This window comes from Spirosoma fluviale (assembly GCF_900230225.1).
GTDB lineage: Bacteria > Bacteroidota > Bacteroidia > Cytophagales > Spirosomataceae > Spirosoma > Spirosoma fluviale.
In genome coordinates, this window is sequence record NZ_OCNH01000010.1 from 104,421 (window position 1) to 130,664 (window position 26,244).

A 26,244-nucleotide genomic window follows, 5' to 3' on the forward strand; every position below is an offset into this window, starting at 1 on the left:
GCTATGAGAACGATTCAAAATATGGCCATTGCACTGATCCTAACGGGTATCCTTGGCCAATCGGTAGAAATAAAAGCGCAGGGCCTGGCCCCACAAACCAAAGGTGCCGCTATCGGTGCCGGGGTGGGGGCAGCTGCGGGTGCTATTATAAACAAACGGAACCGGGCCGTTGGCGGTGTCATTGGCGGACTTGCCGGTGGGGCCGGTGGGTATGTTATTGGCAAGAACGGCAAAAAACGGTGGAGCCCGCAGGCAAAAGGTACGGCGATCGGTGCCGGAGTAGGTGGCGCGGCCGGTGCTATCATCAACAAACGAAACCGTGTTGTGGGTGGTGTTGTTGGTGGCGTAGCGGGTGGAGCCGCCGGGTATGCCATCGGTAAAATCAAAGACAACAAGAATAAAGAAGCGGCTCGTGTTGCTGCCGCTAACCGGGCCGCTGCCGAAGAGCGTGCAGCTGCCGAACAACGGGCGGCTGAACGGGCAGCCGGACATACCGGAGTTGCCAACACTAAACCCATGGTGGCTTCTGCCTCGACCAAAGGTACCGCTACGAAAGCCGTTCAGCCGGTAGCCATGCTGGCCGCTCACCCAACTACGCCAGCGTATATGATGAATGCCGGTTTCCTCGAAAACGAAACCTACGGCGATCCTTCCGCTCCCTACGGTACCTCGGAGTACAGACGTAAGAGCTGGTAATCAATTTCCATAAGACTTGTATTCATTCCAGTGAGACAGTATCAAACGTCTCACTGGAATGACAGTACCCTATTTTCTCACCATGTTAAATCATACACTTATGAAATCTTTTTTTGGTATACTAATCGCTTCCGTGCTGTTGACGGCTTGTTCACAGTCGGGCGATGCCGTTAATGTGCAGGACCTCAACCGGCAGTTTATTGATGCCTGGAATAACAAGAATGCGGATAAAATAACGTCGCTCATGGCCGATGACGTGGACTTCCTTCAGGGAAATGTGCATTACAAAGGCAAATCGGAGGTGAGCCAGAAATGGGTTCAGGCAACTTTACCCACGCTGGCAAATCTGAAAACGAACGTAATCAGTTCAGCTTCCGATACCCGCACCGCTTATGAGGCAGGTACCTTCGCCGTCGACGTGTTGACCAACCTGCCTGACCAGCCCCGTGCCTTTGGCGAAGGTAACTTCATGCTACTCTGGAAAAAAGGAGATGATGGTACCTGGAAACTCAGCTACGCGCAACTGGAAGATTTGCCCGTTCAGGCTAAAAATTAGAAAAAAGCTGGCGCGGGTATTTACCTGCGCCAGCTATAAGACCCAAGTGCGTAGGTATGAGAACTTTGCGCCTTTTGTGATTTCATTAGAATGAGAGTTTTCAACATGATTATTCTTCGCTTGCTCTGGCAGATTCCGGCAGGGCTTTTTTTTGTACTAATCTTAGTACTGTTTCTCAATGAATATGCCACTGCCCGGCCCAGTCGGCGCGTAAAAGACATAGCGTACGCAGCAACGAATACTCCCGGCGTAGATGCGGAACGGCATCTGCTGGATGTGTACGCACCCCGAAAAGCTCCGGCAACGGCTCGAATGCCGGTAGTCGTTTTCATTCATGGCGGGAGTTGGAACAGCGGCAGTAAAAACCTGTACTCGTTCATCGGCCGTCGGCTGGCAAAACAGGGTATTGTGGCAGTGATTATCAACTACCAGCTTTCGCCTGCCGTCCGGGTACCTGCCATGGCCGACGACTGTGCGGAGGCTGTTCGCTGGACTACGCAGCACATTGCCGACTATGGCGGAGATCCGAACCGTATTTTCGTGATGGGCCACTCGGCGGGTGCCGGGCTGGCTGCTCTTCTGGCTACCGACAGTCGGTTATTTGCTAAACTGGGTATGGCCAAAAACCCTGTGAAAGGGGCCATTCTCGACGACCCCGCCGGGTTGGATATGTTCGATTACCTCACTAAACTGGAGTATCCGAATGATCAGCAATACCTGATTCCGTACGGAAAAGACCCGGCTGTGTGGCGGGCGGTGTCGCCTATGTATTTTGTTAGTGACACCACAAAACCTATGCTGATGTATAGTGGCGGTCGCACCTATCCAAGCATTACGAGCAGCTCTCAGCGCTTTCATGAACGGCTTAAGGCGCACAACGTGAACCATGACTATAAGGTGCTGCCGGGAAAGAAACACGTTGCCATGGTAACGCAGTTATTCTGGCAGCATAACCTCGTCTATCGGGAGCTGCTGGCGTTTGTAGGCGCTGGTAAGTGAAATGAGGTGTTGGTGTCTCAAAACCGACACCACAACACCAACGACATTACTCAAACTGAAAAGCAAAATAAGTACAGGGTTTGTTTCCCGTATTCTGGATTGCGTGGGGCACGTTGGACTCCAGGAAAATAAGATCGCCGGTGGTGGCCGGATGAAGCTTTCCGTCAATGCTTTCCTGCGCCGAATTATCGACCATCAGCAGGATTTCGGCTGCCCGATGGGTGTGGGGTGGGTGGCTCCACAAGCCCTGGTTCAGCGTCGTGACGTGCATCTCGAATCGTTTCGACATGGCCGTTGCCCGGTCGAACATGCGCCGGATACCGCCTTTGTCGTGGGGCTGAAAGGCAACGTCCTTCCAGTCGATCCAGAACGAGCCCCCCGCTTTTTTGCCACGCTCCGCATCTGCCGGTTCTTTGGCCGTATAGCGCATAACGTAATACGTAGCGGGCGAGTTGCTCCGGTTGTCGAAACCATGCTCGTCGCCGGGCATCATCAGCGCTACACTTCCAGCGCCAAGGGTCTTCGTTTTACCGGCAATGGTAACGGTTAGTTCTCCTTCTTTGATGATAATCAATTCTTCGTCGTCGTGTTTGTGCGCCGGGTGCGGAGCCTGACGGGGTGGGAGGGTAGTCGCGTGAATTTCGATGTGGTTAAAATCCGTTGAGGTGCCGTCCAGAATAGCCCGTTGTTCGGATGCCGTTTTCCGGGTTACGGGTGCCTGAGCCCACACGTAGGTTTTAGAAACGATGGGCTGCACAGGGTCCGGTTTGATGGATAAACCTAAGGCGAGAAGCAGGAGCGTAAGTAGTTTCATGAGGTAGACAGGGTTCTGTTTGATAAAGTAGACAACGACTGTGGATTACTCTTGACCTCCGTCAGCACGTTGCCGGATAACCTTCCGGCTGTAGGGTAGTTATGGTAGTTCAACGAGATGAACAAATCATGAATGTATCCCTTCCAACGAAAGCCCTGCTCTGGGGAATTGCCGGTATCAGTGCCTGGGCGGCCGTTAAAGCGGCACTGGCCCAAAAACGTAAGATTGATTTTCGCGACAAAACCGTATTAATTACCGGTGGCTCGCGGGGGCTTGGCCTTGAACTGGCCCGGTTGCTGGCGAAGGAGGGGGCTAATCTGGCGCTTTGTGCCCGCGACGCCGACGAACTCGACCGCGCTGAAGCTGAATTGGAAGCCCTTGGCGCATCGGTATACACGGAGGTTTGCGATGTGACAAACAAGGTCCATATCGATCAGTTTGCGGAAAATGTTCGGCAGGCACTTGGCCCGGTTGACGTGCTCATCAATAATGCTGGTACCATTATCGTAACTCCTTATGAACACGCTACGGAAGATGATTTCCGGCAGGCTATGGATACTCACTTCTGGGCGTCGTTCTACATGATCAATGCGGTATTACCCCAGATGCTGGCGCGTGACACCCGTGAAACGATTCACCGGCGGGGTAGCATTATCAATATTACGTCCATTGGCGGCAAATTGGCCGTACCTCATTTACTGCCCTACGCAACCAGTAAGTTTGCAATGGTGGGGTACTCGGAAGGCTTACGGGCCGAGTTGCTCACGAAAGGAATTTATGTAACAACTATCGTTCCCGGCCTCATGCGTACCGGTAGTCCCCGAAACGCTATTTTTAAGGGACAGAACGAAAAAGAATACGCTGCTTTCAAGATCAGTGATTCAATCCCTTTCTTTACCATCGACTCTACCGATGCAGCCCGCGACGTTATTGATGCCTGTCGTTATGGCGAAGCGGAACGAACAATAACCTTATCGGCCAAAGTAGGGGCCGCACTTCAGGGAGTAGCCCCTAATCTGATGGCTGAAGCGATGGGCATCGTGAACGACTGGCTACCGGCTCCGGGTGGTATTAGTGAAAAGCGTGCTTTTGGCAAGGATAGCGAAAGCAAGCTGTCAGAATCAGTATTGACAACGCTTACTGATCAGGCCGCCGAACGGAATAATGAATTTAATCAATGATTAATCCGGTTGGCCTAAACAACATGGCATTGCACGTGTTTAGTATTTGTAAACTTGTTAGGTAACGGCCTGACAGCGTTTGCGCAACTAATCACTCACTTAAGGACGAATGTCCACGAACGTTATGAAAAAAGTACTCGTTGCTTTTGCCGCCCTTGTGTTAACCCTGACGGCCGCTCAGGCACAGGATAGTAAAATGAAGAAAAAAGCAGATGTTGTGGAAGCCAAAGCGGAAGTAGCAGGCGACAAAGCAGCTCTGGAAATGAATAAGGCTGAGCGTAAAGCCGCCAAGATGACCGGCGATAAAGAAGCCCTCAAAGCTGCCCGGAAGGATCGGGTAAAAAAGGAAGGCGAACTGATTAAAGACCGCGCTAAGAAAGATGTAAAAGTTGTGAAAGAGAAAATCTAGTTTCTCTCTTACCGCCACCAACAAAAGGCCCGACTCGCAAAAGCCGGGCCTTTTGTTGGTTAATGGTTATGAGTTATTGGTCAATAGTTATTAAGCACTCCATAACTATTAACCAATAACTCATAACCAACTCAGGTTGCAACCTATGACGAAAGCAAGCACGTTTACGACTCGTCAATCGTCACCTCGAACTTTTTTGCGGCTTTCCTGATCCGTTCTTTTATGGTGGCTACTTCGTCGGCTTCGTACTTGGCGGCATTGTCTTTGTGGTTTATATAACTCCAGGCCGCTCGAACGTGTTCGGGCGTATCTATCGGGTATTTGTTATTTGTTCGGTCGGCAAAGTCAATATCACCGTATTTACGCTCGCCCTCGCTGGGGTTAACATCATCCCGTCGGTCAATTTTCGAATCGCTTGCCATAGCTATTGAGGTTTTTGTTGGATTAGATTAACCGTTTTCAAAATTGAATGTTTTATTAAAAAACACGTCTCTATTTACCAATATGTCTGTTTTGTTTTCCTCGCTTACCATCCGGAGTATCCAGCTTAAAAATCGTATTGTTGTGTCGCCTATGTGCCAGTATTCCAGCGAGGATGGCTTCGCAACGGACTGGCATCTGGTACATCTGGGCAGTAGAGCTGTTGGGGGCGCGGGGCTCATTATTACGGAAGCAGCCGCCGTATCGCCGGAAGGACGCATATCACCCAATGACCTCGGTATCTGGAAAGATGAACACATCGACGGCCTTAAGCGCATCACTCAGTTTATCCGGCAACAGGGTTCGGTGGCGGGTATTCAACTCGCCCATGCCGGACGAAAGGCCAGTACACAACGGCCCTGGGACGGAGGAAAAGTTATTGCGCCGACTGAAGCAACCGGCTGGCAAACACTGGCCCCCAGCGCCATTCCGTTCAGCGAAGGGGGACCGGAACCGCTGGCCCTGACCGATGAAGGCCTCGAAAAAGTACGTGCCGATTTTGTTCTGGCGACCCAGCGCTCTTTGGAAGCTGGCTTTCAGGTAATCGAAATTCACGCAGCTCATGGGTATTTGCTACACCAGTTTCTATCGCCGTTGAGTAATCACCGGACCGATATGTACGGTGGTTCGTTCGATAATCGGATTCGATTGTTACTCGAAGTAGTTGAGCGCGTCCAAGGAGTGTGGCCGTCGACGCTGCCGCTGTTTGTGCGTATATCGGCTACGGACTGGACAGAAGGAGGCTGGACAATCGATGACTCGGTGCGGCTCGCCGGTATTCTTAATGAGAAGGGTGTGGATGTTATCGACTGTTCAACGGGTGGTAATGTAGCGGCCCGGATTCCGCTTAGCCCCGGTTATCAGGTACCGTTTTCGGAACAGATTAAGCAGCAGACGGGCATAAAAACGGCCGCCGTAGGTCTGATTACAGGCGCTGAGCAAGCCGAGAGTATCTTGGCGAATGGGCAGGCTGATTTAATTTTACTGGCGCGTGAGTTTTTGCGTGACCCTTATTTTCCGCTCCATGCGGCTCATGAGTTGGGAGAAGAACAAGCGTGGCCGGTGCAGTATGAACGTGCCAAACCCCGCTGAATACGTGGGGTGGTAAAACATTTTAGGGCTGGAAACAGTAATCTTGCCAGCAGAAGTTAAACTATACATTCACCAGTTAATTAACTAGAAGAAATTATGCGTTGGTTAGGAGGACGTGAAAGCGATAACGTCGACGATCGCCGGGGAAGCGGTGGTGGTGGATTACTCGTTGGGGGGGGCATTGGCTCCGTTGTCATTGCCGTCATTGTCATGTTGCTGGGTGGCGACCCATCAGAAATTCTGAATCAACGCTCCTCAGAGCCTGCCGCATCGTCGGCACCCGCGGGCCCCCAGGCCGACGATGCGGCCGCTTCGTTTACCCGGAAAACACTGGCCAGTACAGAAGATGTCTGGACGAAGATTTTTGCCGACCAGGGGGAGCGGTACCCGGCCCCAACGCTGGTTATGTTCCGGGAAGTTACCCAGTCGGGATGTGGAACAGCATCGCAGGCATCGGGTCCCTTCTATTGCCCCGCCGACCAGAAGTTATACATCGACCTGTCTTTCTACGACGAACTCAGAGATCGCTTCAATGCGCCGGGTGAGTTTGCTATGGCGTACGTTATTGCGCACGAGGTGGGTCACCACATCCAGAAGCAGATGGGTGTTATGGATAAAGTAGATGCCCTGCGGAGCCAGTTAAGCGAAAAGGAATACAATAAAGTATTGGTCCGGCTTGAGCTACAGGCCGATTTCTTCGCCGGTGTCTGGGCCAATCACGCGCAGGGGCAAAGCATTTCTATCGATAAGAACGACGTAGAAAGTGCGCTTACAGCCGCCAACGCCATTGGTGATGACCGTATCCAGCAGCAAACCCGTGGCCGGGTCGTGCCCGATGCCTTCACGCATGGTACCTCGGCACAGCGGGTGTACTGGTTTTCAAAAGGGCTGAAAACCGGCGATCTTAAGCAGGGGGACACATTCAATAGCCAGGAAGATTCGAACCTGTAGGCACAGTAAGTTTTTTATTTTTGGGATAGCCGGATTTGTAAGAGTCCGGCTTTTAATAGCGAAATGTACATTGAACTAAAGTCCTATCTGCTTACTGCCCATCAGTTCAGGTATAGTATCATTCCTGGCGCGGTGAGCGTTAGCGGAGAATATGCCAAGTTGTTCATACACCGATTTAGTCAATTAGTATGAAAAGTAAAATCGCTATCCTCATCCTTCTCTTAAAAATAAGTTTTACCAGTTATGGTCAGCAGATTTATATCAATGAGCTGATGGCCTCCAATAGCCGTACGCTGGCCGATGCCACCGGTGCCTACGAAGACTGGTTTGAACTGTATAACCCATCGGATACACCCGTCGATATTGGTGGCTACTACCTGACCGACAACCTTAGCACACCTACTAAGTATAAACTGCCTGTTGGATCGCCCCAAACCGTTATTCCGGCCAACGGGTATCTGCTGATCTGGGCTAGTGGAGAGGTTAGTCGCGGTCCGCTGCATGTAAGTTTCAAGCTGGCGGCTGAAGGTGAACAAATCGGGTTGTACCGTCCCGATGGTGTTACGCTGGTTGATACGCTGAGCTTTGGGGCGCAGCGTACGGACATATCGCGGGGACGTCAGCCCGACGGGAGTGCTACCTGGCTCTACTTTCAAGAGAACAACATAAGTCCCGGAGCGACAAACCAGGGAAAAACAGGTTATGAAGGTTTTGTGAGTGCCCCTGCCTTTTCAAGAGCAGGCGGCTTCTACAATGCTGATTTTAATTTGTCGATTACATCGGCCGATCCTACCGTTACCATCTATTACACGCTGGATGGGTCGGACCCGGACCCGACTAATCCCAACGCCGTTGCGTTCCCTTATAAAAATAGCTATCCAGATCAAGCTGGTCAGCCTTTTGGAACCATGTTGTTCGGGTCGTTCAGAACTTACCCCTATTCAGGAAGCATTCCCATCAGTGATCGAACCAGCAGCGCAAATAGTCTGTCAACAAAGTCATCTACCTTTAATTTTTCTCCTGGTTATTTTCCAACAACGCCTGTTTTTAAGGGTACTGTTGTGCGGGCAGTTGCTTACAAAGCTAATTCGATTGCCAGCGACATTGTTACGCAGACCTATTTTGTTACCCCATCGACGAGCCGCTATTCACTTCCGGTGGTGTCCATTACGTTAAACGAGAAGCACCTTTTTGACTATAACACAGGTATATATGCGGCCGGAGCCGTATTTGATAACTGGCGGACAACGTATCCCGGTGGGCCCGCCGAGTTCTGCACGGTTTCTAATTATACCATGGAAGGCGATGCATGGGAGCGGCCCGGTAACGTTGAGTTTTTTCTGAATAACTCGTCGATCATCAATCAGCCAATCGGGTTGCGCATACATGGCGGTTGTTCGCGGGCGTTTCCCCGAAAAAGTTTACGACTGTATGGCGATACGGATTTCCAATATCCGTTCTTCGCCAATCGACCATCTTCGCTTTTTTACAATCGACTGATGCTTCGAAATAGCGGTAATGACTGGGCATATACCTTAATGATCGATTCTTATATGCAAACCATGGTGCGCCATCTAAATGTCGAAACCCAGTCGAGTCGCCCCAGTGTTTTATTTCTCAATGGTGAATATTGGGGCGTACATATTCTTAACGAGCGGTACGATAGGTATTACGTAAATCGAAACTTCGCCGTTGATCCAGACAGTGTGGATATAGTTGATATCCGGAACGGCTACTCTGCCGATGAAGGTGACCTGGTTAAATATAACGAACTGAAATCTTATTTTACGCAAAACAGCCCTGTCAACTATACATACGCAAAAACACAAATTGATGTTGATAATCTAGCTGATTACCAGATATCGGAAGTCTACTCAGCAAATACTGACTGGCCACATAACAACCAGCTCTCCTGGCGGAAACGAACCAGTCAGTATGTTTCCAATGCCCCCCGTGGGCACGATGGACGCTGGCGGTGGATGATAAAAGATATGGACTATGGCCTTAGCTTAGTTAATGATTTTACTCACACAACGCTTTACCATGCTACTGACAATAATGAGTTTACCCTGTTTTTTCGGCGGCTACTCGACATCCCTGAATTTAAAAGCTACTTTATCAATCGATTCGCCGATTTACTCAACACCACTTTTCTCCCTTCTCGCACGGTTAGTTTGCTAACTTCTTTTAAAGATGAATACCAGCCGCACATGCAGGAGCACTTCAATCGGTGGCCTTCCAGCAATACCTATACCGAGTGGGTATCTAATGTTAATAGAATAAAAACCTTCGTGGAGCAACGGCCTACTTACGTTCGTGAACATTTGCGCAATAAGTTTGGCTTGACTACCAACCGCAACCTGACGGTTAATGTGTCAAATACGGCACAAGGATACGTCAAGGTGAATACTATCGACATCGTACCTACGACACTGGGAGTTGCGGCTAACCCATATCCCTGGACAGGTATTTATTTTCAGGGAAACCCTATTCGGGTGGTGGCTAAAGCGAAAACCGGCTACAAGTTTCAGGCCTGGAAGGAGGGAAGTACCACAGTTTCTACCGATACAGCCTATAGCTATAATCCTACGTCAGATCGTACTCTGGTGGCCGTTTTTGAACTGGATGACAGCTTCAACAGTAACCCGCTTTCGTTTGCGTTGCTTAATTGCAATTATAATCTTGACAGTTGGTCGGCTACAGCACCGGCCGGAACTTACCCGCCTAATATGCACCTGGTTGTGATGAACCAGGCCGATCCGACCCTAACCGCTACCATTGCCGATACGGTCAAAGGAGTTTATAACCTTAGCAGTGGTACCCGTATCAATGGGTTGGGAAGTTCTGGAATTGCCTTCATCAATACGGGCGGTGGAAACCCCGGTTTTACTGCCAGTTCTGTAGGGGGAGCCTTACTCGCTTTACGCACAACAGGGCTTAACCAGGCTTCGGTCCAGTGGACCGGAGGAACGGTGACGCCCAATTCTCGCCAGTACCGAATCCGATTACGGTACCGGGTTGGCGACAGCGGGGCGTTTACAGACCTCCTCGATGCGTCTAACAACCCCGTAGAATATGTTCGTAACGCCAGTGCTGGCCATAGTCAGGTAATTGGTCCGGTAGCCCTGCCAGTAAGCTTGCTCAACAAGCCTTACATTCAGCTACTTTGGCAATATTACTGGACGGGCGTAGGCACTTCCGGAGCGCGTGACCAACTTCGGCTGGACGATATCGTTATCAGCCGGGGAAGCTGCGCAAGCCTGGCATCCGGCAACTGGAGCACGGCGGCTACCTGGAGCTGTGGTCGCGTCCCGACGGCTTGTGATGATGTGCTGATCAGTGCGGGGCATGTTGTTACCATAAACATAAGTAATGCCGAAGCCAAACTTGTGCAATTTGGAACAAACGCCCGGCTTCAATACGACACCTCAACGTCGGCACTGCTGCTGCAAAGACCTTAGCGCCTTTCAGGAATAACCGATATGAGCCGATCACGCAGACTTAATAGAAGGGATAGAACTATCCCTTCTATTAATTTTTCCAGGTGCTTAGAAACTCTTCGAACGCTAGTTTTAAGGCCTGAAGTGCGTCGGCTAAGCCGCTGGTGTCATTCACCTTGAGCTTGCCTTCGGCCGCACGGGAAATATCCGCTACGCGGGATACGCCAATCGTTCCGGCACTGCCTTTAAGGGTATGTAAGTGACTTTTTACGGTTGGGATATCGCCGAGATCGTAGGCCGAAAGCGCACCTGTAACCAGATCATTAGCTTCCGTTACGAACTCTTCCATGATGCTGTCGACCAGTTCCTGGCCACCAATGTCCCGCAGTTGCCCAACAATTTCCTCATCGATAATCGGCAGCTTAGGGTCGGTTAGAGAGGGGACTGGTTTGAGTGCTTTAGGTGATTGGGGTTGTTGTTTGGCCCGGTTGGCATCGGTCAGTTCTTTTACTTTCGCAATCAGGCTCTGGGCCCGGATGGGTTTGGCAATATAATCGTCCAGACCCTGGCTGATGAACCGCTCCCGGTCCTCGCGCATCGAGTAGGCCGTCATGGCAACAATGGTTGGTAACTGAGTGCCAAACTGCTTGCGCAGGTTTCGGGTGGTTTCTACGCCGTCCATGTCGGGCATTTGAATGTCCATAAAAATAACATCGAAGCCTGGTTCGGTACCCGCTGCCCGTTTCTCTACCTCACCGATGGCCGCCGGTCCGCTGTCGGCCGTGGTAACCACGCAGCCAGCCTTGCGAAGAATTTCGCTCGCAACTTTGCGGTTTACGGCATTGTCATCTACCAGTAACACATTGGGATGATATGTGCTGAAGAAGTTGGCAAGGGCTATTTCGGCAACTTCCGTTGTTTGCTGCGTTGGGCTAATGCTGGTTTCCTTCAGTTCGACGGTAAACCAGAACGTACTGCCCATGCCTACGGTTGAGTCGACGCCAATTTCGCCTTTCATCAGGCTGGCTAACTCCTTTGAGATCGCCAGACCCAGGCCCGTTCCACCAAACGATTTCCGCGACGAGGTATCGACCTGACTGAATGAATTGAACAGCAGATTGATGTTTTGCTGCGAGATGCCAATTCCGGAATCTTTAACGGCTACCCGAATCCGGTTGAATTTCCCCCGTTTGCTAATAAGGGAAGCCTCCACCCGAATGGTGCCGTTCTCCGTAAATTTGATCGCGTTGGAGGTTAAATTCGACAACACCTGCAGGAGTCGGGTCTGGTCTGCAATAACAAAAGTGGGAAGGTCGGGGCCGATGTGATACGTCAGTTCGTTGTTTTTGGAATTAGCCTGCTGCCCGAACAACGCAATAAGCTTTTCGAAAATCTCCTTAAAGGCCACAGGTGCTTCGTGGAGTACCATTTTACCGGCTTCGATTTTCGATAAGTCCAGAATATCGTTCAGGATATTCAGCAGGGTTTCCGATGAACGTTTCACCGTTTTGACGTAACTGCGCTGCTCCTCGTCCAGCTTTGTGTCATTGAGCAGGTCGATCATACCGATAACTCCGTTCATGGGTGTCCGAATTTCGTGGCTCATGTTAGCCAAAAACTGCTCTTTCACCTTTAATGACCGTTCGGCTTCGTTCTTAGCCTTCACCAACTCGGCCGACTGCCGTTTCAGTTCGGTGATGTCGCGCGCTAGTACAGCCACTACCGAGTCGCTGCCGGGCCCTTCGTTCAACATCAGCATGTTGAACATAAACTGCCGTTCGCTGCCATCTTTCCGATGCATGCTGGCCTCGAAATTTCGAAGGCTTCGGTTGCGGCCAAGCTTGAACATGGCGTGCCGGATGTCGTTCTCGTCAATAAAAAACTTAGTGATTTCCTGACCCAGCACTTCGTCCGGCGTATACCCCATCCGTTTAAATACCGACGGACTGATCATGGTAATGCGCCCTTTGCGATCTACACGGGCGTAGATGTCCTGCAAATTCTCGAAAATACCCCGGAATTTTTCTTCACTCTGCCGGGTAGCAATTTCCGCTCGTTTGCGGTTGGTAATGTCGCGGGCAATGCCGGACACTTCGTCGATAACGCCACCCGCCAGTAAAATCGGGTTAAGGTGAAATTCGAGGTAAGTTTCGCCTTTGGGCGTTTCGAAGAATAGCTCGAAATTCTGCGCAAAGCCCCGGAATGCCTGTCGGTATCGGTCTTCCAGGTTTTTACGGTTGTCTTCGCCAATCATTCGCCAGCCCAGATCGGGTGCGCTGGCCTGAATGGATGGTGATTCATTTAATTGGTATTCGATCAGCCGGGCATAGTTTTTGTTGAACGACGTCAACTTCAACGCTTTATTGACCGACCAGATCAGGTAGGTACTGCTGTCGAAGATGGCATTCAGGCGGGCGTTCTGCTTGTCGAGCCGGGCTTCCGACTGTTTGCGGGCAATGGCCAGCGCCACCTGACCCGAAATAAATTCCAGTAATTCGAGATCGCGGGGGCCGTAGGTTTGCGCGTCGTTGTACGATTTCACCCCGATGATGCCCGTAATTTCTTCGCCGATTCGGAGCGGAGCCGTGAGCATGACTTGCGGCTGAAGCTGGCCGTAAAGGTCAACGTGATGCTGGTCGGCCAGTTTACGGATGTCTTTCTCGTAGAGGAACAGCGGCTTATTGGCCAGAATGGTGTACTCGATCAGGCCATTTCCCAGCTTTCGTTTCGTAAACCGCATATTTCCGCCAAAGTACTCGTCGACGTAATAGGGAAACGACAGGTACGATTTGCTGGAGTCGTAGAGGGCAATGAAGAAGTTGCGGGCATCGATGATATTCCCTAACTCTTCGTGAATTTTGTGATAGAATTCGCCGAGGTTGGGTGTATTGATGGTCCAGTTGGCAATGCTGTAATACAGTTTCTGCGATTTTTCGGCTCGTATTTTGCCTGTTGTATCGTGCAGTATGCACCGGAAAGCCGTTGGCCGACCGTTGTCGAACCGGCAGTTGACGCTTCCCGACAGAAACAGGGTTTTACCGCTCTTGGTCCGAAAGACCGTTTCGACGTAAGGCAGCTTGTCGCCTTCCTGAATTCGCTTAAGCAGCCCGAGGGTGCTGTCGGCGTAGTCGGGGTGGAGAACGTCGCGGAGGTTCAAGGCCGATATTTCGTCGGAATTGTAGCCCAGTGCTTCGCGCCAGGCCCGGTTCACGAAGATAAACTTACCATCGAGGGTGAGCAGCTGAATCAGGTCGGACGTGTTATCGACCAGGTCTTGCAATTGGGCATTGGTGTTTGACAGGGCCGAGGCAACGCGTCGTTTGTTCGTTACATCTTCACCAATTAAGGTAAATGACGAAACATGTCCGTTAGTACCATTGATTATAAATGAGTTGACTTGTACATTGCGCAAGGCACCTGAGCGAGCCAGTAGTGTAATCTCTTTTTGTTCGGGAAAACCGCCTTTTGTCAGTGCGTCTTCAAATTCGGATTCGAGTTTGGCGCGTTCGGCGGGGGGAATGAAAATGTCGAAAAAGTTCTGGCCAATGATGTGCTCCGGTTGCCAGGCTGTTACCCGGTAGGTATACGGGTTCGCATAGCTCAGGGTTCCGTCGCGTTCGATGGTCAGGCCAACCAGATTGAGTTGGTCAACCGTTTGGCGAACGTCGAAGGCGGGCAGCGCATCGGTTACGACTACGTCGTTTCGTTCGTGCTGTAGCCGTTGGATTTCGGCTACCAGTTCATCTTTGGTTTTGGCAGACCAGCGCATGGGTACGTTAGTGAGTTGATATGTCGTCAGACTCTTTAAATTTACGAAAAATGTTCAGCTTCCTCATCCACAAAAATGAATCCTGGAAACGTTTTTCGGCTATATGATTCAGTATTAGTTACGTAACTATTGTTCACTTTGTTACATTTCAGATAGCTTTTATGCTAAAACGTTTGAGTTTATTACTGCTTATTGTGGCTTCGGTCGCTTGTGAGCCGTTTGATCTGGCGAAGAAAAACTTCCCGGTCTGTGCCAAGCCCACGGCGGGTATTGGCTTCACCTCCGACCGATTGGACGTTACCTTTTTTCTCGATAATCCGCAGGGTGATATTGGCATAGTAGGCTGGGACCCCGGCGATGGCAAGGGTAAAAACCGGGTTGGTACGCGTGTTACCTACAATTACGAAAAGGCGGGAGCCTATACCGTCACCCTTGTTCTCGTTAATTCGTGCGATGATACGTTTACGACCACCCGTAAAATCACCGTCACTAACTAATTATTATGCGCCAACTTTTACTCTTAATAGCCTGTGTATCCTTAGCCGGGTCGGGCCTGGCCCAGGAGCGTGTACGCAATGTTCGGATACGGGTCGCGGACTCGTCCCGGATTGAGGTGTTTTACGATCTGTTAAATACCCGATCCGGGGATTCTGTTTTTCTTGACGTGCGTAGTCGCCTGCGCGGTACATTACGAATTTTGCCCCAATATGTCAGTGGCGATGTTGGGACACGGCTTACGGCCGGTTCCGACCATCGTATTGTTTGGGAGGCTCTGGCCAATGGGTATTCACTCAATGAAGATATTCAGGCGAGGGTCCTGGTGAAAGCGCGGATTAGCGCGTCAGGGAATCCAATAGCCTCGACTCCTCCGCCTGCTACAAAGGAGCCGCCGGCCGCGCCAAAAGTGGTGGTAACGACTCCCGTACTAACAGAGGCACGCCCCGAAGTGGTACCCGCCAAACCCGTTGCTAAAGCTGAGCCTATTCCGGTTAGCGAAAAGCCCCCCGTGCGCGTAGCATCCGAACCGCTCTCCCCGCAAAAAAGCGCCGGGCGCGCCAAACCATCCATTTTTTCTGCCGACACCATTGCGCCGGTAGTCCAATCGGCACCGGCAGTGGTTACTGCACCCGTCGCCCAGGAAGCGGATCCGCCGAAAAAACCAGCCAGTCAGGCCGTAGAAACAGAGACACTTGTACCCGCCGGTGATGGTAAGCTTCAGAAGATACCTTATAAAGGACCGGCGTGGGCATTGCTTTCGGCGGTTGCGCCGGGTGTTGGTAATATCTTTGTCCAGACACCTAAGTCCAAAATAGGCCTGCGCCCATTGGTAACAGTTGGTGTTTATGGTTTGCTTATTTACGGGTTTATGGAGCGCACGAAGTCGCAGGATGCCTATGCTATTTACGAGCAGCAGAAAAACAGGGAAGCGGGCGAGCCGTATTACCAAACGGCCAATGGCCATCATCAGCGGTATTTTCTGGCTACACGGGGTGCCCTCGTTGTGGCCGCTGCCGATGTCGTGCTAACGTTTATTAAAGGACTGCGTAACAGTCAGATACAGAAAGAAGCAAAACGTTTTAAAAGTCTGATGCTTCGACCCGGCCTTCAGGCAGGCCAGCCAACGGCGGTAGTGCGGTATTCATTCTAATTAATTTTTGTCCCGTTTTATTTATGCGCTTAGTTCTGATTATTGGTTTTACGGCCCTGTTTTTCATAGACACGTTTGCCCAGTCGGCGGGTCGACGGCCTAAAACCGCTATTTTCTCGGCTTCCAGCGAGTGGCAGCACGTGACACTCAAACCACTCCCGCCTGTTAAGCCGCCGGAACAGGCTCGAACGGAAGCCGTAACGCCGACTCAGAGTTCTACTACGACAGTTGCCGAGCGAATTCAGCCAGTAACCGGCAGAAGTCCATTAACAACGGGAACAGCTGAATTCAGGCCCGCCTTTACGGGCGATTTTGCGACTAATCGCAATGGCTGGCGAGCAGGCAACCAGGGCGACTATTATTACCAGGTTGGTTTAGGGCAATATAGCATCCGTAAGCGGGTGGCCAATACGCAGCAGCTATCGTTCAGTACAGTTGAGCTACCCAATGAGATCAACCTGAATGCTGCGGACCAATACACGATTAAAATGGATATGTTAGCCGATTCGGGACAGGTACCGGCGGGTGGCCTGTTGTTTGGTGTTCGGGATTCACTCAATTACAACGCCTTCATGCTGAATGAAAAAGGCGAAGTAGCCGTAGTTCGGGTAACCAATGGCCGAACATTCAGCGATTACATGCCCGCCGATTTTATGGCACCAGGGGTATCGGTGGAGAAAAACCGAAATCGACTCACCATTCAGCGACGTGGAAATTCCCTGCATTTTTACATCAATGCGCAGGAAATCCGCAACAGTCCATATCCGGTCAAGGTTCTTCCAGGAAATGGCATTGGCTTCACGTCCTCGGCTTATTGGACCGCATTTCAGAAGTTGACCGTTACGCTGGGGTTGTGAAATGGGGAGGGATGATTAAACGCCATATGTTAGAAATATGGCGTTTAATCATCCCTCCCCATTTCACAACTTAATTCTTAACCTGCTCGCCCTGCCGGTTGATCGTCATGAGTTGTCCGTTCTGGAATACGGCAGCGGTGTTGCCCCGAAAGGGTGTAACGGCTTCAAATTCGGGTTTGATCACCCATTCGTCCTGTTCGTTTATAAACCCCCAGCGACCCTGGCTCCGGGCACGACGCCAGCCCCGTTCGTCGGTGCCCAGCTCCACTTTGTCGTAGGGTTTATCCCCAAAAGCTTCCTTGTATTTTCCCTGCCGGGCGTCGGCGGGCGTGGCGGGTTTGGGCTCAGGTTCTGACGAGGCTATCTCTTCCTTTGGTTGTTTCCTGATGACAGGCGGGTCTGCTTTTTTAGGCTTCTCCACAATGGCGACGTCAGACTTATCGATCATGTCTGGTGGTATATAGGTCTCTTCATCCGGACTGACTTCTATTGGCTTTTGCGCTTGTTCCTGATTTATACTTCGTTTGCGACTTTTGCGTTTGCCCGATGAAGAGTCCGTTTTCTGTTCCATTCTGGCCTTTGGTTCATCGTCCGGTGCCTGCGAATTATTTCGTTTAATGTACCAGTAAATGCCAGCCAGTAAGGCCAGCGCAAACAAAACGCCGTAGATGCCGCTTCGGTCCGGCTCGATAACCACCACCCGAACGGTACTTAAGGGATTGTTATTGGCGTCGAAAAGGGTGTAGTCTGTCGTTTTCGTTGGTTTCACCCAACCCCGGTTAACGGGCGAAAGTCCTTCTCCCAAATCATCGATCGTAACCGCCAGCAGGTTGTCTACCGACCAGGCCAGCGTAACGGGCTGGCCCTTCCGGACACGGCCTGGTGTGGCTGTAAACGACCGAACAACCGGAGGGCGCTCCGGGATTTTTTCCGTTGCAGCCGGTTGCGGTGGGGTTACTGACCGCGTTGGCGCAGGCGTTGGTGATGCAACTACGGGGGCCGGTCTGGTAGTGGTAGATCGATTAACTGGAGAAGGAGCCTGTCTGGTTACAACGGGATCAGGAACTGGAATAGACGGAGTCGGTTTGGCTATAGCTGGTTGAGGGGCCACCGCCGGAGCCGGTTTCGTAACCGCCGGTCCGGCCTTAACGGGAGGAACGACAGGTGCCGGTTGGGTTACCGCTGGTTCAGGAATAACGGCCTTGGGTGGCTCGGGTTTTCGATCAATGAGTTCCTCAAACGTGGGTGTTTCAACGGGTTTGGGAGCAGGTACAACAATGGGTTCGGTGCGTATTGGTTTCGAAGCCACCTCCAGTCGTTGCAATACCGTGGGTATCCATCGATTTTTGACAAAATCGGGCGATAACTTCAACGAAGCGGCTGCGTTGATAATCTGATTTATGTCCTGTTCGATGTACTGGCTTCGCGATGGCACGGTTAGCCGGGCAATGCGCGTCTGTATACTCTGAAACAATAGACTATTGTTGGCAACTTCCTGATTTACATCACTGGCGCGTTTGATGGCCTCATCCTCCGATAAGCCCGCTTTCGGGGCGTCTTTAAGGTAGCCATTAGTACGCCAAACATCAGGGCCATAAAGCACGATAGCTTCACGAAGTCGATCGGTGAGTTCGGTTTCGGTCATGGAGGAAAGACGGGCTTAATGCTATAATTGTGTAAAACACCGAATTTCAATCGAACGTCACAACATTACGTCGATAATCTACTGAAATTTTACCGAACTGTGATAACGCCGACTGGCCGAGCAGCAAGGGTGCCTTGGCCGTTCTCACTACATTGGCGTTGACATTTTCGAGCACCCGGTTGCCAATCTGTACCGATTTGAGCCGAATAATAGCGCCGGGCGATATGTCGCCGTTGGCATTCTGAAAGCGGGCTTGCCCTACAACGTCATCGTCTGTAATGGTACCCTGCTTCATCATAAATTCGGCTTCGGTGGCCGATATGGAAATCAGGCTGGCGCCGGTATCCAGGATAAACTTCATACGTGTTCCATTCACAATAACGGGGACGGTATAAACGCCGTTTTCTTTGCTCATGGTCACCTCAGTAGGGCCGCTGCCCATTTTTGTAAGTGTGGGTTGCCGGTTGGTGTCGGGGGGTGTTTCTGCCGGTTGTTTCTCCGTTTTGGCGGTGCTGTTGCGTTTGCTTCGGCGTGGCTGATGACTACCCGACCGCGAGCATCCCGAACAGCCCGCCAGGTAAAGCAGGTTGCCGAGAAGGAGTAAGAGGATGAGTAGTTTTTTCATGCTTGTTGAGATAACACTATAAGGCCTTATTCGTACCGGATCAGCGCTTTTGTTTTTACGCGCCACGAGCCGTTCTCCAGTACGGCCTCACCGTCCCGACGCATGCTGATGCGGGTGTGTGAGGTCATATAACTGTTTTCGCTGTCGCAGGCGGGCTCAATCATGTAATTTCGATACGTAAGGAAACGTGCCACCCGACCCGGCTCCGCTTCGAACCGAAAGGTCGCCAGGGATGGATTTTTGGCGTCGATGCTGAACCGATAAGCGGATTCGGGGGAGAGGGAATCAGCTTTGTGCTGGCTGTCGAACTGCCCGTTTGGATCGGGTGGGGGAAAGTAAAACACCACTGAGCGAGCGGGTTGTGGAGCAGGTACGGGTGTAGGAACAGCTATTGGCGCAGGAACCGGTGTTGGCGCAGGTGCCTGTTCATTAACCGCCTGTTTTTGGACAGGTGTAGGCCGGGGTGGGGTCGGCTCAACGACCGACTCACTCTGGCGGGCTCGGGGAACTACTTTAGGGGCCGGGCTGGTACCGGGCGAGTTTGGCTGTCTGGTTAGTTGCCGAATAGCCGCCAATGGGTTGTCTGTGCCTAACTCAGTCACGATGGCGTCGAAGGCGCTGGCCTTCTGCACAACATCACTTTGTGGCTTCCTGGGCTCATTGACGGGTTTATTTCGTAGCCCGTCATTCTCCTTACTTAGCTTTTTGTTTTCTCTAAGTAGCCTGTCTACTTCATTTTGCGCTCCACGGTAGGCCAGTAGATAAACGGCACCGGCTCCTAAAATCAAGCCACCAACGGCCCCCAGAAGCAGCATCCAGAGTTGCTTTTTCTCCGCTTCTTTTGCCTGACGTTCCAACTGACTCAGCTGGAGCGTAGCGGGTGTTATACTCGTTTCTTCCTCCACGGCAGTTTGCGCAGCCGTGGAGGGGCTTTTGGCCGGAGCCGTTGCCTGTTGAGGTTCGGCAGGGGGAAGAATAGCGTCAATTTTGGCTAGAATCCGCGCCTGTACGTCCGGGCTCAAGGGCGTCCCGTAATTCTTATCGCGTTTGTATTTTTCGTAGAATATCGCCAGTTGCCTTCGGATGGCCACATTGGCTTCTTCGGGTGGAAGGCTTACAAAACGAGCGGTGTTTTTCAGTTCGCTCAGTTCCTGCATCTTGGCACCTACCTGATCCCAGCTGCCAACTCCCCGGATTACCTGTTGCGGGTCGCAGCCGTCGTCACAGGCGAGCAACTGAGCGTAAATTTCCTGGGCTTTGGGCTGGCTTATCTTCGCGAAGACCGCAATAGCCACATCTTTCGTCAGAGTATCAACAGCCGCCTGATTCGCATTCTGGGCGAAGCTGAGCGAAGCCGACGCGAGTAGAACAACTGTCGTTCGAAACGTACATTTTAATAGGTTCATTGTCGTACCGGGCCACTGGCCCGGTTGTGTAAAATGAATGAGTTGTACAAGACAGAAGGGCACCGCCGGGCTAACGGGAGCAGCCCGACGGTACCAGTATTATGCCAGCGCGTTTGCCAGTTTATTAATCGCGCCAATGAGCGGGTAGAAAAACAACGTTTCTTCAATAGGTGCCCCCAGTGCATCCGTCATGCCGCTGTATTCTGCCACAACATCGCCCTCTTTGCGCTGGATGCCGTCCATGAGCGACGTATCCAGATGCGTCCGTAGTTCCTGCTGGGCAACAACCAGCGACCGCGACGACACGTTGAGGTTCCTGACGAAGCTGAATTGCTGGTTGATGGCAAAGAAGAAGTCAATAAACTCGTTGGTTTCCTTTAGCAATGACTCGACCACTTCCGGTTTCCGCAGGTCGGCGTAAGTAAGCGACTCAAACTCGTCGTTGAACGTGGCCGGATACACATAGCTGATCGCTTCCGTATCGACCGGGCGGTTGTTGGCCGGTTGCATCAGGGCACCTTTGCAGGTAACCTCTTTCGGTCCTTTGCGCTCGTAGAACAACGTTAAGCCACTGGTATCGTAGGTTTTATCGTACACTTTCTCAAAAATTGCCCGCGCCAGCTTCCCTAGCATCTGGTCGTCGGCGCTGATAATTGTCAGCACTTTCGAGCCCGTACCGCTGAAGGTGATGGCCCCCGGCAAACCAATGCCCCGGTGTTTCATGAGCCGGGCAACGTGGTACAGTAAGGCCGTGTAGAACAGCACAAACACTATTTTCAGGTCTTCGTCTTTAGCAAGCATACCATTGAACGACAGCATGTTTTTGGCTTTTACATCGTTGCTCTTCTCAATGGAGAACCAGAAAGCCATGATGTCTTCCGAGCGGTTTGTATCCAGCATTCGCCGGTTGTTGTCGCTCAGGTTGCCAAGACTCTGGCTGTCGAGCAGCGTCTGTATTCGATCGGCATATTTGCGGATAAACCCGTTGTGGCTGGCAGCACCGTATTCGCTGAAGGCATCGCCATAAATGGCATTCCCCGCAAACCGGAAGGACGTCAGCAACTTGGGTTCGTTGCGCTCGTACACCACCACGTCCGACGTACCACCGCCAATATCGACGTTGATCACGGGCCGGGCCGATGCGCTCAACGTTGGGTTCTGTTTGTAATAGTAGAACGGTGCCACCGACTCCGATACTTCGCGCAGCCGCCCGGCCGACCCACCAATGTAGCGGTCGTAAAGCTGCTGCCAGTCGGCGCGGAGTTGGCTCACTCGCCCCGGTGTCATGCTGGCCGGAAAGAACCAGTACACGGTTGTCTGGGCCAGATTTCCGCCTTCGGTCAGAACTTTGTTCTTGATGAGCATCAGCAACTCTTCCAGAAACGCTTCTACGCGTCGTTCGGTCTGGTCGCTGGTTTTAGCCCACTTCAGGTTGGTCGTTATGCGGTTGGAACCGGCCGGTTGCCGCTCCACATAGAATGGAATATTGAAGTCGGCCAGGGCCTGGGTTTGCTGGTTGAAGCTTAAATTCATGGGCTCGGCAATGGCCGTGCGCGTCGGGAAGTTATCGGGGCGGCCGGGGCCGATGGTTGGCGGAACGAACTCCAGATCGTACAGCAGGAACAACTCGAACAAGGCCGGGTTGTACTGAGCCGGAGCCACCAGCGTGGCCACCTGCGGAGTTAGCTCGGCCACATCGAACGGCCGGGGCGAACTGCCATCAACTTTATATTCGACGTGGGTGTTGGTCGTCCCAAAATCCACCGAAAACTCGAACTGTTTGCTGCCGCCATTGTACTCCTGCCAGCGGGGAATGAGTACGCCGTGCATATCGCGACCATCGCCACGGATGTGCGTTTGCAGGTAGTCGAATTCTTCGCGCAAAACATAGTACACGCTCGATCCGTCGGTATTTTGCTGGCGAACGGTGCGCTGGTGTTTCGATTCGACCGTCACTTCGGTATTGGTCTGCTGCCGGAAATAGGTCAGATCATACTGGTTCTGGCTGTCGAAACCAGACTCGATCAATTGAACGCGGTAATCGGCGGGGACAGTGACCGAACCGGAACGAACAAACGGATAAATGTTGACCGTGAATGAGTTTTCGACAATGATCCCTTCGTTCGTCAGTTCATTGGGTGCATTGGACGTCCCAACGGTTTGACTGTACAAGCGTTCGAAGGTGATAAACTGGTTGCCCGGCTGGTTAGGGGCTGTAACGGGAATATCGAGGGTAACGTTGATGCCGCCAGCCTGTGGAGTCATTTTCAGCCGGACGCGCCCCGTTAGCAAATCATCAACGTCGAAGAAGTCGAAGAAGTCTTTCTTGAGCGGCAACAGAAATCCCTTTTCGATAGCCGACGTTTGCAGGTTGCCGTCGAAGAATCGGCCCCGGTCGGTTGGGAAGGGCAACCGGATGAGGTACGGCTCCAGAAAATCGCTGACCGTCAGCCAGGGGTAGTTGCCCGGCTGACCCGGCAAAGGCCGCTGGTTCTCACGCCATGACTCGCGGGCGTAGTAGGGAACGGGTATATTTGAGTTCCACTGCGCCTGCGGTACGTACGTAAACTGCCGGAAAAAGCGGTTTTGCAGCGCCATAGGACGCGGCTGGCTGGGATTTAGACGAGCGTATTTATCGGACTTAATAATGAAGTCACTCACCTTGTCGATGGCGCGGGCATCTGATTTCTTCTTGCGCAGCGGGAAGCCCAGCACCTCGACGACATCGCCGGGACCGGTGGTCAGTTCGTCGAAATCCTGATCGAACTGCTCGCGCGTCAACAGCGGCTGACCGTTATGCGATTCGATGTGTTCGTAGAACATGGTCGGGTTCTGCTGTTGCAGGAGTGCCCGGCTGCGATTCAGGTAATCGTCTACTTCGCGGAACCGGTCGCGGAAGTTGGGCATGAACAGTTTAATAGCGTACCAGAACTTCTGGTATTCAATGTCACGCTCATGCAACGGGCAAACCGACGAGTCGAATAGCCGGTCGTTCCCCATCGTAACATCAACCCAGCTCAGGTCATTTCCCGAACTAAAGAACAGCGTTTTTGGCGATGTGCCACCCACAACCCGCCCCCGGTAACTCAGCACAAACAGCCGGTTAATCTGGTTGAAATTGTACTCGGCTGCATCCTGATCAAGAAACAGCTTTAAGGCATCGCCAAGCCGTTTATGTCCCAGGCTGTTCGACTGCTGCAAACGGGTAAGGTCCGTGCGAATGTCGAACGGGGTAATGGTAACAAACGTTTTGAGCTTGTCGTAATTGAAAAAGAGCTGACCCACATCCAGGCAGTCCGATACAATGCGCTGGTCGTTACTGGTGCCGCTGAGGTCGGGTTTGAGCGACAGGTTCAGAAAAGCCGACCGCACCAGGTCCATCCGGGCAAACGGGCTTGGAATGGACGTTGGCTGCTTCACCGTCTGACCACCCTGCGGGTCACGAATGGCCGCAATCTGGTCGGTACCGAGGGGCTTACTAACGTACCAGTGCAGGCCGGGAGTAGGGTTATGTAAACTGAATGTTGTTGGCATGTTTTTGCTAATAATCCATCACTTTCGGGAGCCGCTCGCGCACGAACCGCTCGGTACCTTCCGAAAATAACTGTATAAATTTATCCGCTTCGGTGCCATAGGCTTTGCCTTCGGCGGTTTTGTTGAGTGTCTGGTCAAGGTCATCGACAATGTCGAGTTTCACATCCGACTCGCCCCCGAAAATCCCTTTCTTTTTCGGCTCAAAGCCCCGGACGGTATGGCCCAGGTTGGCCGCATCGAGCAGGAATGGCTCAAACGACCGTTTATTTTGCCGCATTTCTGTCAGCCATTGCCGGAAGGCTGTATCGAAATTTTTGACGCTGTTGAAAAAGCCTGAGTTCAGAAAGGAGGTGGAAATTTGAGGATTTCCCTTCGACCACTGCACCGTTCCGGCCGCCTGACGCAGGCGCTGGCTCAGGTAAGTGCTGAACAAAGCCATTTTAGAGAGGGGCAAATTAATCAGTTGCTTCGTGGCCCCGGCCAGGTTGCCCAACTGGATACTGATGCCATCCTGCTCGATCCCGAACTCCTTGTAAACCGGGTTGGTGGGTCGTCCGTTGGCAACGGCCAGACTACTATCGTCGGTATTCATAAAGTCGACAATGGCCAGTGCCGATGCCATTTCCACAAAGTGCGCTTCGTTTTTCTGTCCACCCGCGCCGGGGTCGTAGGTGTAGGCTTTCGTCTGATCGTCGCCGATGTAATAAAGCGCGTTGACCGAAGGGTTAACGCCTTTCTGGTAATAATTCAGCGCGGCTTTGGTTTTGGCAATGAACGAAGCCGGGTCGATAAGTTTATTCTCATTGGTGGTCAGGCTAAAATAGGGCATCACCGTTACGGCCCCGATTTTAGCGTTGGTCAGAAACGCCGGATTCGGTATCTGGCCGATGGCCTGAGCGCCCCGGATATTTTTGAGAAGGATGGGAAAGCCAGCTGCTCCCGTACCGCCAAAAATGGAACTGACGATGAATATCCGGTCGTTGGCACCAAAGTTCTCGGCGAAGGCCTGGAACACATCGGAATAGCGGAACTGATTGAGTACCGTACTGCCAATATTGGGATTGCCAACGAAGCCAATGTCCATCTTGGTTTCCAGATTTTCTTCCGAAAATAGCAAACTGGCAAAGGCTTTACTGGGGCCGTCGAGGCCTTCGTAATTAATATAATCCCGGAATTTCTCCTGCTGAACGCCTTGTAATTCAAAGACGTAGGTATCCGCAATGGTAGCATTGCCACCAATGGACCGGTTGAGGGTTTTAATCTCGGTACTGAAGAATCCCGACGTTGGTTTCGTCTGTAAACCCGCCCGGATGTTGCCGTATTCACGCAGCAGATCCTTGGTTCTCAGGAGGTCGTCGTTGGTGGCGTGGGGGTCCAGCACAATGGGGATAACCTCGTCCGTATTGTTGAGTTTCACGCCCGACGCCAGCAAAAACGTGAGGGCTTTCAGCACCCGCGAGCCGGTTCCGCCAATGGCGAATACAAATAATTTAGCCATATTTTTTGTTTTTTCTTGTAGAGACGCGACCCTTCGCGTCTCAGCCGCGTCAGCAATAAATCGCACCACACAGAACTATCCGGTCAGGAGACGCCAAAACCATCCTGTCAGGAGACGCAAAAGGTTGCGTCTCTACGGTAAATTATTTCGATGGCCACAGCATGGGCCGATGTTTGGCGTTTTTACTGAAATTTTTCAGCACCATCGAGATGATAAAGAAAATAAGGGCCGTTAGCAGCGCCATCTCGAAGGCATAACTGAGAAATACACTGACGCCCTGATCGAAGAGGGTGCCCTGGTCGGGGTCGGCTTCGTCGCGGGCAATTTCCTGATTGGCTTTCTGGTAGCAGGTAACGAGCGTAATGACGAAAAGTATCAGGGCACTAACGCCCATCATCAGCAGCCAGCTACCCATGCCACTAAAACTTACCTTGTTAAATGGCCAGATGTAGAAAGCAAAGGCGACAAGAAAAGCCAAGCCAATGGCCGTCCAGGTCAGCGGAGAAAGCAGTTCTTCCTGGTAAAGATCTTCGAGCAGGCTGCCGTTAACGAACAGATTGTAAAAGTTATAAAGTGATTCTTCCATAGGTCAATGAGTGAATGATTGAATGCGTCAATGAGAGAATAAGTAACGCATACACTTA

At 51.8% G+C, this 26,244-nt stretch carries 20 protein-coding genes; 11 read left to right on the plus strand and 9 right to left on the minus strand.

Annotation, left to right across the window (positions count from 1 at the left end; translation table 11 throughout):
- The first annotated feature begins 3 nt into the window (after nucleotides 1-3).
- The 3 genes from CRO74_RS30585 to CRO74_RS30595 all read left to right on the plus strand — a co-directional run bounded on the left by CRO74_RS30585 (nucleotide 4) and on the right by CRO74_RS30595 (nucleotide 2,251).
- Complete coding sequence (locus tag CRO74_RS30585; RefSeq protein ID WP_097132031.1) at nucleotides 4-696, plus strand: YMGG-like glycine zipper-containing protein; 693 nt, start codon at nucleotides 4-6, stop codon at nucleotides 694-696.
- Between the two features lie 100 nt (nucleotides 697-796).
- On the plus strand, nucleotides 797-1,252 hold the full coding sequence (locus CRO74_RS30590) for a YybH family protein (protein ID WP_097132185.1): 456 nt from the start codon (nucleotides 797-799) through the stop codon (nucleotides 1,250-1,252).
- Between the two features lie 105 nt (nucleotides 1,253-1,357).
- Nucleotides 1,358-2,251, plus strand: a complete 894-nt coding sequence (locus CRO74_RS30595) for an alpha/beta hydrolase (protein WP_097132033.1) — start codon at nucleotides 1,358-1,360, stop codon at nucleotides 2,249-2,251.
- 46 nt (nucleotides 2,252-2,297) lie between these two features.
- Here CRO74_RS30595 and CRO74_RS30600 read toward each other — a convergent pair whose 3' ends face one another.
- Nucleotides 2,298-3,065: a cupin domain-containing protein gene (locus CRO74_RS30600; protein ID WP_097132035.1), complete on the minus strand. Its 768-nt coding sequence runs from the start codon at nucleotides 3,063-3,065 to the stop codon at nucleotides 2,298-2,300.
- 128 nt (nucleotides 3,066-3,193) lie between these two features.
- On the opposite strand from CRO74_RS30600, the gene CRO74_RS30605 reads away from it, so the two are divergent.
- The gene (locus tag CRO74_RS30605) at nucleotides 3,194-4,246 is read left to right on the plus strand and encodes an SDR family NAD(P)-dependent oxidoreductase (protein WP_097132187.1); all 1,053 of its coding nucleotides are present in this window, start codon (nucleotides 3,194-3,196) and stop codon (nucleotides 4,244-4,246) included.
- A 124-nt stretch (nucleotides 4,247-4,370) separates the two neighbouring features.
- A complete protein-coding gene (locus CRO74_RS30610) occupies nucleotides 4,371-4,655 on the plus strand; it encodes a hypothetical protein (protein WP_097132189.1) in 285 nt (94 codons plus the stop codon).
- Nucleotides 4,656-4,819: 164 nt separating this feature from the next.
- Here CRO74_RS30610 and CRO74_RS30615 read toward each other — a convergent pair whose 3' ends face one another.
- The gene (locus tag CRO74_RS30615; RefSeq protein WP_097132037.1) at nucleotides 4,820-5,077 is read right to left on the minus strand and encodes a DUF6582 domain-containing protein; all 258 of its coding nucleotides are present in this window, start codon (nucleotides 5,075-5,077) and stop codon (nucleotides 4,820-4,822) included.
- An 82-nt stretch (nucleotides 5,078-5,159) separates the two neighbouring features.
- Between CRO74_RS30615 and namA the strand changes: the two genes are divergently transcribed.
- The 3 genes from namA (at nucleotide 5,160) to CRO74_RS30630 (ending at nucleotide 10,639) form a co-directional block, all read left to right on the plus strand.
- Nucleotides 5,160-6,227, plus strand: coding sequence for an NADPH dehydrogenase NamA (gene namA, locus CRO74_RS30620; protein WP_097132039.1), 1,068 nt, complete (start codon nucleotides 5,160-5,162; stop codon nucleotides 6,225-6,227).
- A 96-nt stretch (nucleotides 6,228-6,323) separates the two neighbouring features.
- Complete coding sequence (ypfJ, locus tag CRO74_RS30625; protein ID WP_097132041.1) at nucleotides 6,324-7,178, plus strand: KPN_02809 family neutral zinc metallopeptidase; 855 nt, start codon at nucleotides 6,324-6,326, stop codon at nucleotides 7,176-7,178.
- 188 nt (nucleotides 7,179-7,366) lie between these two features.
- Entirely contained in the window at nucleotides 7,367-10,639 is a 3,273-nt protein-coding gene (locus CRO74_RS30630; protein WP_097132042.1) for a CotH kinase family protein, read from the plus strand.
- A 70-nt stretch (nucleotides 10,640-10,709) separates the two neighbouring features.
- On the opposite strand, the gene CRO74_RS30635 is transcribed toward CRO74_RS30630, so the two are convergent.
- A complete protein-coding gene (locus CRO74_RS30635; protein ID WP_097132044.1) occupies nucleotides 10,710-14,387 on the minus strand; it encodes a PAS domain S-box protein in 3,678 nt (1,225 codons plus the stop codon).
- Between the two features lie 161 nt (nucleotides 14,388-14,548).
- Between CRO74_RS30635 and CRO74_RS30640 the strand changes: the two genes are divergently transcribed.
- The 3 genes from CRO74_RS30640 to CRO74_RS30650 are packed head-to-tail and all read left to right on the plus strand — an operon-like array spanning nucleotide 14,549 to nucleotide 16,892.
- Nucleotides 14,549-14,884, plus strand: a complete 336-nt coding sequence (locus CRO74_RS30640; protein WP_097132046.1) for a PKD domain-containing protein — start codon at nucleotides 14,549-14,551, stop codon at nucleotides 14,882-14,884.
- A 5-nt stretch (nucleotides 14,885-14,889) separates the two neighbouring features.
- Nucleotides 14,890-16,035 carry a hypothetical protein gene (locus tag CRO74_RS30645; RefSeq protein ID WP_097132048.1) on the plus strand — a complete coding sequence of 382 codons (1,146 nt, stop codon included), beginning with the start codon at nucleotides 14,890-14,892 and terminating at the stop codon, nucleotides 16,033-16,035.
- A gap of 23 nt (nucleotides 16,036-16,058) precedes the next feature.
- Nucleotides 16,059-16,892: a hypothetical protein gene (locus tag CRO74_RS30650; protein WP_097132049.1), complete on the plus strand. Its 834-nt coding sequence runs from the start codon at nucleotides 16,059-16,061 to the stop codon at nucleotides 16,890-16,892.
- A 70-nt stretch (nucleotides 16,893-16,962) separates the two neighbouring features.
- On the opposite strand, the gene CRO74_RS30655 is transcribed toward CRO74_RS30650, so the two are convergent.
- The 6 genes from CRO74_RS30655 to CRO74_RS30680 form a co-directional block, all read right to left on the minus strand.
- Nucleotides 16,963-18,537 carry a WG repeat-containing protein gene (locus CRO74_RS30655; RefSeq protein ID WP_097132052.1) on the minus strand — a complete coding sequence of 525 codons (1,575 nt, stop codon included), beginning with the start codon at nucleotides 18,535-18,537 and terminating at the stop codon, nucleotides 16,963-16,965.
- Nucleotides 18,538-18,583: 46 nt separating this feature from the next.
- Complete coding sequence (locus CRO74_RS30660) at nucleotides 18,584-19,162, minus strand: retropepsin-like aspartic protease family protein (RefSeq protein WP_097132054.1); 579 nt, start codon at nucleotides 19,160-19,162, stop codon at nucleotides 18,584-18,586.
- A gap of 26 nt (nucleotides 19,163-19,188) precedes the next feature.
- On the minus strand, nucleotides 19,189-20,568 hold the full coding sequence (locus tag CRO74_RS30665; protein WP_097132057.1) for a hypothetical protein: 1,380 nt from the start codon (nucleotides 20,566-20,568) through the stop codon (nucleotides 19,189-19,191).
- A gap of 99 nt (nucleotides 20,569-20,667) precedes the next feature.
- The gene (locus CRO74_RS30670; protein WP_097132058.1) at nucleotides 20,668-24,102 is read right to left on the minus strand and encodes an acetate and sugar kinases/Hsc70/actin family protein; all 3,435 of its coding nucleotides are present in this window, start codon (nucleotides 24,100-24,102) and stop codon (nucleotides 20,668-20,670) included.
- Between the two features lie 7 nt (nucleotides 24,103-24,109).
- Nucleotides 24,110-25,600 carry a hypothetical protein gene (locus tag CRO74_RS30675; RefSeq protein ID WP_097132060.1) on the minus strand — a complete coding sequence of 497 codons (1,491 nt, stop codon included), beginning with the start codon at nucleotides 25,598-25,600 and terminating at the stop codon, nucleotides 24,110-24,112.
- A gap of 142 nt (nucleotides 25,601-25,742) precedes the next feature.
- Nucleotides 25,743-26,186: a hypothetical protein gene (locus tag CRO74_RS30680; RefSeq protein WP_097132063.1), complete on the minus strand. Its 444-nt coding sequence runs from the start codon at nucleotides 26,184-26,186 to the stop codon at nucleotides 25,743-25,745.
- Between the last annotated feature and the right edge of the window lie 58 nt (nucleotides 26,187-26,244).

What these genes read in the sequence shown, in the direction of transcription:
- CRO74_RS30650 (WP_097132049.1), top strand. Translation starts at nt 16,059, where the DNA reads ATGCGCTTAGTTCTGATTATTGGTTTTACGGCCCTGTTTTTCATAGAC.
- CRO74_RS30585 (WP_097132031.1), top strand. Translation starts at nt 4, where the DNA reads ATGAGAACGATTCAAAATATGGCCATTGCACTGATCCTAACGGGTATC.
- CRO74_RS30615 (WP_097132037.1), bottom strand. Translation starts at nt 5,077, where the DNA reads ATGGCAAGCGATTCGAAAATTGACCGACGGGATGATGTTAACCCCAGC.
- CRO74_RS30605 (WP_097132187.1), top strand. Translation starts at nt 3,194, where the DNA reads ATGAATGTATCCCTTCCAACGAAAGCCCTGCTCTGGGGAATTGCCGGT.
- CRO74_RS30665 (WP_097132057.1), bottom strand. Translation starts at nt 20,568, where the DNA reads ATGAACCTATTAAAATGTACGTTTCGAACGACAGTTGTTCTACTCGCG.
- CRO74_RS30670 (WP_097132058.1), bottom strand. Translation starts at nt 24,102, where the DNA reads ATGCCAACAACATTCAGTTTACATAACCCTACTCCCGGCCTGCACTGG.
- CRO74_RS30645 (WP_097132048.1), top strand. Translation starts at nt 14,890, where the DNA reads ATGCGCCAACTTTTACTCTTAATAGCCTGTGTATCCTTAGCCGGGTCG.
- namA (WP_097132039.1), top strand. Translation starts at nt 5,160, where the DNA reads ATGTCTGTTTTGTTTTCCTCGCTTACCATCCGGAGTATCCAGCTTAAA.
- CRO74_RS30655 (WP_097132052.1), bottom strand. Translation starts at nt 18,537, where the DNA reads ATGACCGAAACCGAACTCACCGATCGACTTCGTGAAGCTATCGTGCTT.
- CRO74_RS30595 (WP_097132033.1), top strand. Translation starts at nt 1,358, where the DNA reads ATGATTATTCTTCGCTTGCTCTGGCAGATTCCGGCAGGGCTTTTTTTT.
- CRO74_RS30610 (WP_097132189.1), top strand. Translation starts at nt 4,371, where the DNA reads ATGAAAAAAGTACTCGTTGCTTTTGCCGCCCTTGTGTTAACCCTGACG.
- CRO74_RS30680 (WP_097132063.1), bottom strand. Translation starts at nt 26,186, where the DNA reads ATGGAAGAATCACTTTATAACTTTTACAATCTGTTCGTTAACGGCAGC.
- CRO74_RS30630 (WP_097132042.1), top strand. Translation starts at nt 7,367, where the DNA reads ATGAAAAGTAAAATCGCTATCCTCATCCTTCTCTTAAAAATAAGTTTT.
- CRO74_RS30590 (WP_097132185.1), top strand. Translation starts at nt 797, where the DNA reads ATGAAATCTTTTTTTGGTATACTAATCGCTTCCGTGCTGTTGACGGCT.
- CRO74_RS30660 (WP_097132054.1), bottom strand. Translation starts at nt 19,162, where the DNA reads ATGAAAAAACTACTCATCCTCTTACTCCTTCTCGGCAACCTGCTTTAC.
- CRO74_RS30675 (WP_097132060.1), bottom strand. Translation starts at nt 25,600, where the DNA reads ATGGCTAAATTATTTGTATTCGCCATTGGCGGAACCGGCTCGCGGGTG.
- CRO74_RS30600 (WP_097132035.1), bottom strand. Translation starts at nt 3,065, where the DNA reads ATGAAACTACTTACGCTCCTGCTTCTCGCCTTAGGTTTATCCATCAAA.
- ypfJ (WP_097132041.1), top strand. Translation starts at nt 6,324, where the DNA reads ATGCGTTGGTTAGGAGGACGTGAAAGCGATAACGTCGACGATCGCCGG.
- CRO74_RS30635 (WP_097132044.1), bottom strand. Translation starts at nt 14,387, where the DNA reads ATGCGCTGGTCTGCCAAAACCAAAGATGAACTGGTAGCCGAAATCCAA.
- CRO74_RS30640 (WP_097132046.1), top strand. Translation starts at nt 14,549, where the DNA reads ATGCTAAAACGTTTGAGTTTATTACTGCTTATTGTGGCTTCGGTCGCT.